The sequence below is a fragment of the Hyphomicrobium sp. genome, assembly GCF_035572195.1.
In the GTDB taxonomy this organism is placed as follows: Bacteria; Pseudomonadota; Alphaproteobacteria; order Rhizobiales; family Hyphomicrobiaceae; genus Hyphomicrobium_B.
In genome coordinates, this window is sequence record NZ_DATNBA010000104.1 from 1 (window position 1) to 10,682 (window position 10,682).

Consider the following 10,682-nt stretch of genomic DNA (forward strand, 5'->3'; position numbering starts at 1 on the left):
GATTGCGGTCCAAGGAATGCGGTCACGCGGTCTCGATTACGGCCGGATGCGGCTGTGGGGATCGCTCACCTTCGTCGTCGCGAGTTTTCTCGGCGGCCTCGTCATTACGCAATATGGCGGCGGCGCCGGCGTGTGGCTCGTAGCGGTCGGCTGCGGCGCCACGGTCATTGCCGCTCAAGCACTGCCGAAGCAGGTGAGACGCGTGCCTCCGACGGAGGCAACCGTGCCGATCTGGAAGGCGGCGGAGCCTCGGGAACTCCTCGCGCAACGGGAGTTCCAGCTCTTCCTGATTGCAACCGGTCTCGTCCAGGCGGCGCACGCCACGTTCCTGACATTCGCCACGTTGCTTTGGCAGAAGCAGGGAATTTCCGCGACGTGGAGCGGCGGACTTTGGGCCATCGGCGTGGCGGCCGAGGTGCTACTCTTTTCCGTCTCCGGCCTTGTCGTGGAGAAATTCGGCGCGGCGCGGCTGATTGCGATCGGCGCTGCCGTATCGATCGTGCGCTGGGTCGCGCTAGCGTTCGAACCATCGGTCGCCGTGCTGGTGCCGCTGCAGGTGCTGCACGGCGTCACCTACGGCGCGTCGCACATCGGCGCCATTCATTTCATTCACGACGCGATACCTCGCGAAAAGTCCGGAAGTGCTCAGGCGCTTTACGCGACGGTCGCGTCGGGTGTTGCAATGGGGTGCGCTACGCTGATCGCGGGCTGGTTCTACGCAGATGCCGGGTCGCTCTCCTATCTCGCGATGGCGGCGATCGCGGCGGTTTCACTGACGGCGGCGTTGCGGCTCGCCAAGACTTGGAATGGCGGTCCGCTTATCGCGCTGCCGGTCAATTGACCGCGATCATTATCCCCATAGCTCGCGATCCGGAGGGGAGATGCAACCTGCCGCGATGCGCAGCGCCGGGTCGCGATCGCGCGCCAGCAGCAGCGGCCCGTCGAGATCGATCCAATCGGCTTGCGATGCCAGCAGCATGGCAGGCGCAACGGCGAGCGACGTCGCGACCATCGAGCCGATCATCACCTTGAAATTTTGCTGACGCGCCGCGCGCACGAGAGCGATGGCGCCCGTCAGGCCGCCGGCCTTGTCAAGCTTGACGTTGACGGCATCGTAAAGACCCGCGAGACGCGGAAGGTCGTCGGCGGTATGCGCGCTTTCATCGGCGCAGACGGGCACCGCCCGACGGTAGTCCCGCAATGCTTCATCGTCGCCCGCCGGTAGCGGCTGCTCGATCACTTCGACACGGCATTCGACCGCAACGGCCATGAGGGCCGACAAGTTATCCGGGTTCCACGCCTCGTTGGCATCGACGATGAGCCGTGCATCAGGGCGCGCCTGGCGTACGGCGCGCATACGAGCATCGTCGCCCGTGCCGCCAAGCTTCAGTTTCAGCAGCGGCAGACCCTTCGCTTCTGAGGCCTTCTTTGCCATCGCCTCCGGATCGCCGAGGCTCAGCGTAAAAGCCGTTATCGCAGAAGCCGGACCGGGCAGCCCCGCCAGCTCGGCAACGCTCACGCCGGTGCGCTTGCTCTCGAGATCCCAAAGAGCGCAGTCGAGAGCGTTCAGCGCCGCGCCGGGCTTCAAGAGGATGGCGAGTTCCGAGCGCGTCGAGACGAGCGGCGCCGCGCTTCGGATTTGTTCGAGGACGCCGGCAACCGTTTCACCGTAGCGGGCATAGGGAACGGCCTCGCCGCGGCCCTCGAACGCGCCGTCGCGCACCATGGCGACGACGACGTGTGCCGCCGTTTTCGATCCACGCGAAATGGTGAAGGCCTCTTTGAGCGGCCAGACTTCGCTTCGAGCTTCGACGTCGAAAGCGGGCATGATCTGCGATCGAGATTGGTGAGTTAGGTCGATTGCAAAGCTAGTGAATTCGTCCGGCGGCGTGGGCCAGGAAGAGATAGACGCGCCCGGTATCCGAGACGAGGTGGCCCTGGGCGCTGCGGCCGCTCGTGTCGCGCCCTTCGGCGTCCTTGATGATCCGTTCGAAATCGTTGAGGTAACGGAACACCGACTGCTCGAGGTCGGCGTCTGTCCGGATGCGGGCCGCTATCTGGTCGAACAGCGTGCGGGCTTCGGGCGCATAGATACTGCGGACCAGGACGTTGCGCTGACCGGCCCGAATTCGGCTCCAGATCGCCGAGGCCGTCGCCGGATCGAGGGCGCGCGCGATCGTTGCGACGTCGAGGCGCACGGGGCCAGCCGCCGGCGCGGCTTCGCGGGCCGCCGCTTGCGCTTCGTCTTCGTGCGACGCGCGAGCCAGTAGATCACCCAGCGACCAGCCTTCACGGCTTTCCGAATGCGAGGCGCCCTTGCCCCGGCTCGAACCGCTCTCCTGTTGCGCCATGGTGGAAGTGAGTGAAGCCATCGGACGGGTGGCGCCGATTTCGGGCTTGACGATGTCGCGCGGTGCGTTGGCGCGTTTTGAAATCTGCGTCAGCTGATCGATGGCGCGAAGCTGATCTTGCAGTGCACGACGCATCGTTTCCGCAGTCTCGCGAGCCGAAGCGGGAAGATGAGCCGCTTCCTCGCGAATGCGGGCCTGCTCGCGGGCGAGGGTATTTGCGGCTTCGGCGGCGCGCATGCGGGTTTCTTCGGATGCGGTCGAAAGCCGGTTCGACATGGTTTCGAATTCGCGTGACAGTTCGCCCGAAACGCTATGGAAGCGGCTGCGCAAATCGGCAATGGCCCGGTTGCTCTGCGTTTCGGTTTCGCTCTTGACCCGGTCGAGTTCCGCCATCAGCTCGCGAGAGCGGCTTTCAGCGCCGTCGCGCAATTCCTCGGCGATGGCCCGCGCCCTGTGCTCGATGTTCGTCAGCGAGCCTTCGAGATTGGTGGAATATCCGGCGAGTGTTCTGCCGAACTCATCGGCTTTGCCTGAGAAGCGGTCGAGGGTATGCGCCAGCTCCGCATGACGCGACTGCAGGGCCGTGTCGATCCGGATGTTCGCCGTGTCGAGGACGTTGGCAGCCTTCAGGATCTGCTGGCCCTGATTTTCGAAGCGGTCGGTGACGCCGTGGATTTGCGAGAAGAGGGTCTCCGCTACGTTCTGCAGGACGCCCGACTGTTTCGCCAATCCGTCGATCGCCTTCATCGTATGGCGTGTGATGTTCTCGCTGGTCTGGCGCACGGCGTTGATGCCGTTCATCACGGATTCGTCGAGGTCCGACGCCTGTTGCGCAATCGTGTCGCGGAACGTGTTGGAATGCAGCTCCAATGCATTGCTAAGCAGTGACGCCTTTTCACTCACGGCATGGTCAATGGCACTCGTCGAGCGAACAATCTGGTCGTCGAAGTGTTGGAGCCGTCGCTGGAAGGCATCGTCGAGCGATTTCGTGCGCTCAATGAGCTGGATGTCTAGTGCCTGGGCGCGGTTCCCAAGCGTCGTATCGAGGGCACGTGCGTATTCTTCAAATACGGTCTGCAGATTTTCGGTACGGTTGCCGAGCGTCGTGTCGAGCGTGTGCATGTAGCCGTCGAACGTCGACCGCATTTGCTCCGTTCGCGCCCCGAGTGCCGTTGAAAAGGCCGTCGTGTAATCCTCGAGTACGTTCTGGAGCTGCTGCGTGCGCGAGCCGACCGCGCCTTCGAAGCGTCCGGTGGCGGTCGCGAGCGAGCCTTCGAGACTTGCGAGATTTTCCCCGGCGCCGGAGATGATGCCGGAGAGTGTGACCTGCTGTGTCGAAAGCTTCTCGATCAGTGCCGGAATTTCGGTGCCGAGCGTCTTCAGCGTATCGGTAACGCTGGTCGATGTGTTGACCAGGGCGTCGCGTTCGCCGCTCAGTTCTTTGATCAAATCGCGGATGCGCCGCTCGTTCTGTTCGTATGAGCTCTCGAGTTCGGCGACGTGGTTGTGGACGAGGGCCTCGAGTTCCCCGGCGCGGCCGAGGGCGCGCGACACGGCGTCATTCATGAATGACACTTGCCGGCGCACAGCCTGTCCGAGGCTGGCGATCGACTGTTCGGCGGTGCGATCCGGTTCGGCGAGCCGGATGGCGACCTCGCTCATCGTTGCCGATTTAAGCGCCAGCGATGCAACATGCCAGCTTAGCAACGCCAGCAGCCAAATGATTCCGATCGGCGCGACAATCGCGGTGGCTGTGTAGAAGGCAACGGGGTTCAGCAGCAGCGATCCGAGTGAAGCGCCTGCGTGCCACTCAGGCGCCAGCGACAGTGCACCGAACGCCAATCCGACGACGGCCCAAATGATGCTGCCGACCGTGGCTATCCGGAATACTTTGGTCGACGGTTTCTGCTCGAGCGCATAGATGAGGCCGCCGATACTTGGAACGTCGTCGTTGGCCGCGATCTTGCCGCGTACGGGGCCTGCGGGCCGACGCCGGGCGACCCGGCGCGTTGGCGGCTCGTCGGGCGCAGCCGGCTTTGCGGTTGCGCCGGCGCTCAGTTGAATTGCTTCGGAATCGAGCAGGGGCGGCGGTGCCGAAGGTTGACGCACGCCGTCGTCCATGCCGCCTAGCGTTGGCTCGACCGGCGCCGTCGCCGGCAGCCTGCCGGAGATCGCCATGAGTTTCGCAATCTGATCTTGTGACATCGGCGCAAGTTCCCCCACTCGAACCCTGTATGCGAGACAAGCCCGTGCGCTTCAGGCCCCCAGGTTCTCGAGCCCGAGACTATAGGACTTTAAACGGTCCGCAAAATGGAAAGAATGTTCTAACCATAAGAAATGTCTATGCATCTGATGGAGTTAGCATGCCGCGGTGGCTATTGCGGCGGCATTGCGGCAAAGTCGCTGGAAGACGTGATCGTGGGGTCGCAGTGAGGTTAAGCAGCTATTGACGTCATCGGCTGAAAACACCCCGGGTGGGTTCACCTTAAGTTATCGCGGCGCGGCGATAATCGCCGGAGCCTAGGCATCGCTGCAGCATCGAAATTTTTGGTGGGTTATGCAAACCATACCGGCCCGTCGTGACGAACCGAAGTCGCCGGCAAGCGACCGGAACCTTGCGTCCGAGCCCGTCGATGTGCAGCATTTGCGGCGCTATACGCTTGGCGATCAGAAACTCGAAACGGAAATTTTCCAGCTCTTTGTGACGCAGCTCCCTGAGCTGATCGCGGGATTGCGGACGGCGCGGACGGAGCGCGACTGGCGAATGGCGGCTCATAGCCTCAAGGGGGCGGGCCGCGCGATCGGTGCCTGGCGGATCGCGCGCCTCGCCGAAGGCGCGGAGAGGCTGACTTTCGGCATCGATTGCGAGGCCTGCAAGGCCGCCGTGGCCGAGTTCGACAAGGCAGCCTCGGAGGTCCGCCAATACATTGAAACTGTATGGGGCCGAGGCTAATCGCAACGTAGCGAACAGACAAACTTCTTATCGCACCTCGCAGCTGACCCGAAGCCGCGGCCTTCCGGCCGGGCGTTTAGCTTGAAATGCGTGCAGTGTCGCTCTAAGTCTGCGCGCTGCCGCACGATATTCTCTGCCACCGGGCCTATGATCCGGCCGGCTCCTCGAAATCCCCATAGGACGCGCATTCAGCTATGACGAAAATCACGTTCATTCAGCCCGAAGGCGAAAGCCAGACTGTGGACGCTGAAAATGGACTAACGGTCATGGAGGCCGCCAAGCTCAACGACATTGCCGGTATCGAGGCGGAGTGCGGGGGGGCTTGCGCGTGCGCGACTTGCCACGTCTACGTTGACGAAGCCTGGCGCGATAAAACGGGCAAGCCTTCCGAAATGGAAGAAGACATGCTCGATTTCGCCTTCGATGTCAGGGAAGGGAGCCGGCTTTCCTGCCAGATCAAAGTTGCGGACACGATCGACGGGCTGGTGGTGCGTGTTCCGGCCAAGCAGTTCTGAAGTCCCTTAATCACTTTGAGCAAGCGAATGAACATGACGAGCCTGCCGGCGCTAGATGCGCTAGAGAAAACCGAGCTGATCGAGACGGACGCCGTCGTCATCGGCGCGGGCCCGTGCGGTCTCTTCGCGGTCTTCGAATTGGGCCTTCTCGACATCAAGGCGCATGTCATCGACATTCTCGACCGGCCCGGCGGACAGTGTGCCGAGCTCTATCCCGAAAAGCCCATCTATGATGTGCCGGCGCTGCCGGTGGTCTCGGGTCAGGAGCTGACCGACCGCCTGATGGAGCAGATCAAGCCGTTCGCTCCTGTGTTTCATTTCAGCGAGCGGATCGATGCGCTGAGCCGCACCGGCGACGGCCGGTTTCGCCTGACTAGCGATGCCGGAACCGAGTTTCTCGCCAAGGTCATCGTCGTTGCGGCGGGTGGCGGATCGTTCACGCCGAAGCGCCCGCCGCTCGAAGGCATCGAGGCCTACGAAGGCAAGTCGGTTTTTTATTCAGTGCGCAAAATGGAGACGATGCGCGGCCGTGACGTCGTCATCGTCGGCGGCGGCGACAGTGCGCTCGATTGGACATTGAATTTGGCGCCTATCGCCAAGAGCCTGACGCTTGTTCATCGCCGTGACGAGTTTCGCGCTGCGCCGCACTCGGTTGAAAAGATGCGGAAGCTCGTCGCTGAAGCCAGTGTCCGGCTGCTCATCGGCCAGGTCACGACGCTCGAAGGCGAGGCCGGCCAACTTTCCTCGCTCGTCGTCAAGACCGCCGGTGGGCCGGAGCGCGTCCCGTGCAACGCCATGCTGCCCTTCTTCGGGCTGACAATGAAGCTCGGCCCGGTTGCCGACTGGGGCCTCAATCTTCACGAGAACCTCATCCACGTCGATACCGAACGTTTCGAGTCAAGCGAGAAGGGCATCTTCGCAATCGGTGATATCAATTGGTATCCGGGGAAACTGAAGCTCATCTTGTCAGGCTTTCACGAGGCGGCGCTGATGGCGCAAGCCGCGCATAAGGTCGTTTATCCCGGCAAGAAGCTGCTGTTCCAATACACAACGTCGTCGTCGAGCTTGCAGAAGAAGCTTGGCGTTAAATGACGAAGCCGCGATGCCTGGTTTCCAATGTCATCACACAACGGTCTTCCTCAGCAATCGGCGCATTGGCTGAGGCATGTTTTTGAGCAGTGCTTTTGCCGGACCACGCAGCGCGAGATACAGCCGCGCGTAGAGATGGCCCTTGAGGCTCAGCGGCTTCACCCAGTCCGAAACGGCATCCGATTGATCGCACCAATCGAATTTGTACGGATCACCCGGCGCCAGCATGTCGTAGACGGCTAGGCCCTCGTCGTAGCCCTTTTTCAGGCTCTGCTCGAGCAAGAGAACACCGGCGCCCGATTTTTCGTACTCGAGATTGAAGGCGATGAGGTGCATCGCCAGACGCCCCTTGCAAGCGAACGAGACTTCGAGCGCCGCCGCCTCGCCGTTCGACTTCATTGCCGACACGATGCACTCGACAGGCTTCAGTTTGCCTTCTGCGAGATCGGCGAAAACACGGGACATTCGCTCGTCGGCGATGGCGTTCGAAACCAGCCCGCGGTCTTTGAGCCACGATGACTTGAGCTTGATCGACTGGATCGCCAACGCACGGGCTTCATCGCCGCCGCGCAGACGCACGAATTCGACCGCGCCTTTTTCTTCCAGTCGCCGCGCCAAGCGCCGCCGATTCTTCCGCGTCTTACCGGAATAGCGCTGCTCGAAGGCAGCAAAGTCCGTTGCGGTCGTCAGATTCATATAGGGCGCGAGTTGGCGATCGATGACTTGTGCGTCGATGACACCCATCAATGGCGCAACGTTGGAATCGGACCGGACGCGCCGCAACCGCAGAAGATCGGAGTTGGACCTGGCGCGCAGAAAATCGAGACCAGCGCGCATCACCGGCAGGGCATCAGCCTCGCCGTCAAGCAGCACGTCACCGTATTGGCTGACTGGGTTGCCCATCCAGAATGTTTGGGTAACACCGCGGACGCGCTCGGAGACGAGCGGCCAAACCACGATCAGCCGGCCGTTGCGGCGGCCGGTCACGATGGAAAGCGTCAGCCTCGGGATGCCGCCGGGCGAGGAGCTGAGATAGTGGTTTGCCCAGTGCCAGCAGAAATTGAACGATTGGAATACTTGCGTCGGCCTGCCGGCGCGGGTGAAGAGATCGTTCCACTCGGCTTCAAGGGCGTCGAAGTCCCGGCGGGCGGTGATCAGTTGCAGTTCGGTCCGGCATGCGGCGGATTCGATTGCCACGGCGCACGCGCCGTCCTGCCCGAACTGCTGAAGGTCGAGTGAACTCATTGAACGGGCCGCGGCGTCCATGACAGCCTTTTCGCAAGGTTTTCCGCGTGTGGGCACGGTCTTTCCCCGGTTGTAGTCCGCAATCGTTAGGCGAGGGTTACGAGGCCTCTGCAAGTCGAAGGAGGAGGGCCGCGGCGGCGATTACCCTATGCCTTCCGCGGTGCGCTGGAACCGCATTGCCGGGCCGAAGCGGCACGAACATGGCCGACGCATCGAAAAAGAGCGATTGGGGATGGGGCCTGCCCTCGACAGCCTTGATGTTGAATTCAGATCAAAGCGTCTGCCGCACGGCCTAGCCTGCAATCAACTTCGGGCGCACGGGGCGTCAGATCAGAGGCGGCTCAATTTTCAAAGGGGGCCTTTGAATTGAATGGCGTGTCGCTCGAGGAGGCACTCGGAGCGCTGCCAAACAGTCCTTCATCTTGTTCCACCGGCTCCGGCGGCGATGGCGTGTAATCGCCTGCGAGATGGCGGTTCAGCGCTTCCTTGATCCGGGTCGTCTTCGCCTTCGAACAATAGTCGGTACCCTTCGTCGCAAGAGCCTTCGAGATGCCGTTGAACGTCACATCGTAGACCTGCGTGAGCTTGGCGGTGTCGGCGGGGTTGGTCGCTGCCTCGGCCGTGAGGAACTGATTTTTGAGTTTCGCCGGGTCGAAATTATAGCCGCATTTGATGGCGCGCGCCGAGGTCGATCCGACCTCGATCGCCCGTGACGTGGGATCGTTCTGGATAACCGGCGTCGCAGCTTTGGACGTGCCGCCGAACAGCGACCCCGTCGACAAGCTCGGCAGACTGGCGCCACAACCGCCGAGGCTCACCGTCGCCAAAACCATGACGCATAGTCTTGCGGTTTTCATGCGGATTGTCCCACCCAGCCCTTTATCCAATGGCTCAGAGCGCGCTGTACGTCAACGGTCGAGGCGAGTTTCCCACTTCCCGGCGGGGAGCCGGAACAAGCAGAAATTAGAGTAAGCGTGAGCATAGGGAGCGGAATTCCCGGTTAAGGCCAGTAATAAGGGAGGAACGCAAAAGTCCGGAGGCGTGGCCATGGCGATACAGTCCATCCCTCAGCGCATCAGCTCGCGCGTTGCGGCGTCGAGGCCATCGAGCGTTAGGGGGAACATGCGGCCACCGACGAGGCTGCGAACCATGCCGATCGACGGCGTCCAGTCCCAATGGCGTTGATCGAGCGGGTTGAGCCAAACGGTATGCTTGTAGATTTCTGCGACGCGCTTCAGCCACAAGCCGCCCGGCTCCTCGTTCATGTGCTCGACCGAGCCGCCGGCGACGGTGATCTCGTACGGGCTCATCGACGCGTCGCCGACGAAGATGACCTTGTAGTCGGCGGGATAGGTATTCAGCACCTGCCAAGTGTCGAACTTATCGGTGTAACGCCGAGCGTTGTCCTTCCAGACGCTCTCGTAGAGGCAATTGTGGAAGTAGTAGTATTCGAGGTGCTTGAATTCAGATCGTGCCGCCGAGAACAAATCTTCCACTTCGGCAATGTGGTCGTCCATCGAACCGCCGATGTCGAAGAACATCAGAAGCTTTACAGTATTGTGCCGCTCGGCGCGCATGCGAATATCGAGATAGCCTTTTTCCGCCGTGCCTCGGATCGTGTTATCGAGATCGAGTTCCGACGCGGCCCCCGAGCGCGCGAACTGCCTCAGCCGGCGCAGCGCGACCTTGATCGTCCGCGTACCGATTTCCGCAGTGCCGGCGAGATCCTTGAACTCGCGTTTGTCCCAGACCTTGATGGCGCGGCGATGCCGGCTTTCGTGCTGACCGATGCGGATGCCGGCCGGATTGTAGCCGTAGGCGCCGTAGGGTGACGTGCCGCCGGTGCCGATCCATTTGTTGCCGCCCTGGTGGCGTTCTTTCTGTTCTGCGAGGCGCTTTTTCAGCTCCTCCATGATCGCCTCCCAGCCGCCAAGCTCGGCGATCCTTTTCTTGTCTTCTTCGCTCAGATAGAGCGTTGCAACGCGGCGCAGCCACTCTTCCGGGATTTCGGCCTCAAGTGTATCGGTGGTCAGCTCCAGCCCTTTGAAGACGTGCCCGAAAACCTGATCGAAACGGTCGAGGTTGCGCTCGTCCTTCACGAGGCTCGCGCGGGCGAGATAATAGAAATCCTCGACGCGATTTCCGGCGACGCCGGAGCCGACGGCTTCAAGCAGCGTCAGGTACTCTTTCAACGTCACTGGGATTTTGGCGGAGCGCAGCTCTGCGAAGAATGTCTCGAACATGGGCACGAACTTAGGACGGGTGGGCGCATCTGAACAACCCTCTCACGTCATGGTGGGTCCCTGAAGTGGACGCGGACGTTCTTCACCTAGCTCAGTATGGCCGGGTCAAGCCCGGCCATGGAGTGGGGGATGGTGATTTCTATCAAATCATCGAAACGTAGGTGCAAAGCTCCGATAAAGCAAAGAAGCCGCCCGGGAGGGCGGCTTCCTGTAGAAGTCGATGTAGGCGGGACCAGATCAGAAGTTGATCAGAGCGCCGGTGCCGACATAGTTGAAGTTGTCGGTG

General features: G+C 61.7%; 9 protein-coding genes. 4 read left to right on the plus strand and 5 right to left on the minus strand.

All coding sequences use genetic code 11. From position 1 onward, the window contains the following. On the plus strand, positions 1 to 841 hold an 841-nt coding region (locus VN623_RS08670), incomplete at its 5' end, for an MFS transporter (protein ID WP_325570128.1). Between the two features lie 9 nt (positions 842 to 850). On the opposite strand, the gene dgcA is transcribed toward VN623_RS08670, so the two are convergent. Continuing rightward, a complete protein-coding gene (dgcA, locus tag VN623_RS08675; protein ID WP_325570130.1) occupies positions 851 to 1,828 on the minus strand; it encodes an N-acetyl-D-Glu racemase DgcA in 978 nt (325 codons plus the stop codon). A 40-nt stretch (positions 1,829 to 1,868) separates the two neighbouring features. Further along, a complete protein-coding gene (locus VN623_RS08680) occupies positions 1,869 to 4,556 on the minus strand; it encodes a hypothetical protein (protein WP_325570132.1) in 2,688 nt (895 codons plus the stop codon). A 352-nt stretch (positions 4,557 to 4,908) separates the two neighbouring features. Here VN623_RS08680 and VN623_RS08685 point away from each other — a divergent pair, with 352 nt between their 5' ends. From VN623_RS08685 to VN623_RS08695, 3 genes are all read left to right on the plus strand, one after another. Then, on the plus strand, positions 4,909 to 5,304 hold the full coding sequence (locus tag VN623_RS08685) for an Hpt domain-containing protein (protein ID WP_325570134.1): 396 nt from the start codon (positions 4,909 to 4,911) through the stop codon (positions 5,302 to 5,304). 194 nt (positions 5,305 to 5,498) lie between these two features. Beyond that, entirely contained in the window at positions 5,499 to 5,819 is a 321-nt protein-coding gene (locus tag VN623_RS08690; RefSeq protein WP_325570136.1) for a 2Fe-2S iron-sulfur cluster-binding protein, read from the plus strand. A 27-nt stretch (positions 5,820 to 5,846) separates the two neighbouring features. Then, complete coding sequence (locus VN623_RS08695; protein WP_325570137.1) at positions 5,847 to 6,911, plus strand: NAD(P)/FAD-dependent oxidoreductase; 1,065 nt, start codon at positions 5,847 to 5,849, stop codon at positions 6,909 to 6,911. A gap of 30 nt (positions 6,912 to 6,941) precedes the next feature. Here the strand turns inward: VN623_RS08695 and VN623_RS08700 are convergent, their stop codons facing one another. The 3 genes from VN623_RS08700 to VN623_RS08710 all read right to left on the minus strand — a co-directional run bounded on the left by VN623_RS08700 (position 6,942) and on the right by VN623_RS08710 (position 10,396). Continuing rightward, on the minus strand, positions 6,942 to 8,153 hold the full coding sequence (locus VN623_RS08700) for a GNAT family N-acetyltransferase (protein ID WP_325570138.1): 1,212 nt from the start codon (positions 8,151 to 8,153) through the stop codon (positions 6,942 to 6,944). Positions 8,154 to 8,494: 341 nt separating this feature from the next. After that, positions 8,495 to 9,010 (minus strand): hypothetical protein, encoded by a 516-nt coding sequence (locus tag VN623_RS08705; RefSeq protein ID WP_325570139.1) that lies wholly within the window; start codon positions 9,008 to 9,010, stop codon positions 8,495 to 8,497. 210 nt (positions 9,011 to 9,220) lie between these two features. Continuing rightward, positions 9,221 to 10,396: a VWA domain-containing protein gene (locus VN623_RS08710; RefSeq protein WP_325570141.1), complete on the minus strand. Its 1,176-nt coding sequence runs from the start codon at positions 10,394 to 10,396 to the stop codon at positions 9,221 to 9,223. Positions 10,397 to 10,682: the final 286 nt, after the last annotated feature.

Coding starts and splice junctions, on each gene's coding strand:
- dgcA (WP_325570130.1), bottom strand. CDS start 1,828: ATGCCCGCTTTCGACGTCGAAGCTCGAAGCGAAGTCTGGCCGCTCAAA.
- VN623_RS08680 (WP_325570132.1), bottom strand. CDS start 4,556: ATGTCACAAGATCAGATTGCGAAACTCATGGCGATCTCCGGCAGGCTG.
- VN623_RS08685 (WP_325570134.1), top strand. CDS start 4,909: ATGCAAACCATACCGGCCCGTCGTGACGAACCGAAGTCGCCGGCAAGC.
- VN623_RS08690 (WP_325570136.1), top strand. CDS start 5,499: ATGACGAAAATCACGTTCATTCAGCCCGAAGGCGAAAGCCAGACTGTG.
- VN623_RS08695 (WP_325570137.1), top strand. CDS start 5,847: ATGAACATGACGAGCCTGCCGGCGCTAGATGCGCTAGAGAAAACCGAG.
- VN623_RS08700 (WP_325570138.1), bottom strand. CDS start 8,153: ATGAGTTCACTCGACCTTCAGCAGTTCGGGCAGGACGGCGCGTGCGCC.
- VN623_RS08705 (WP_325570139.1), bottom strand. CDS start 9,010: ATGAAAACCGCAAGACTATGCGTCATGGTTTTGGCGACGGTGAGCCTC.
- VN623_RS08710 (WP_325570141.1), bottom strand. CDS start 10,396: ATGTTCGAGACATTCTTCGCAGAGCTGCGCTCCGCCAAAATCCCAGTG.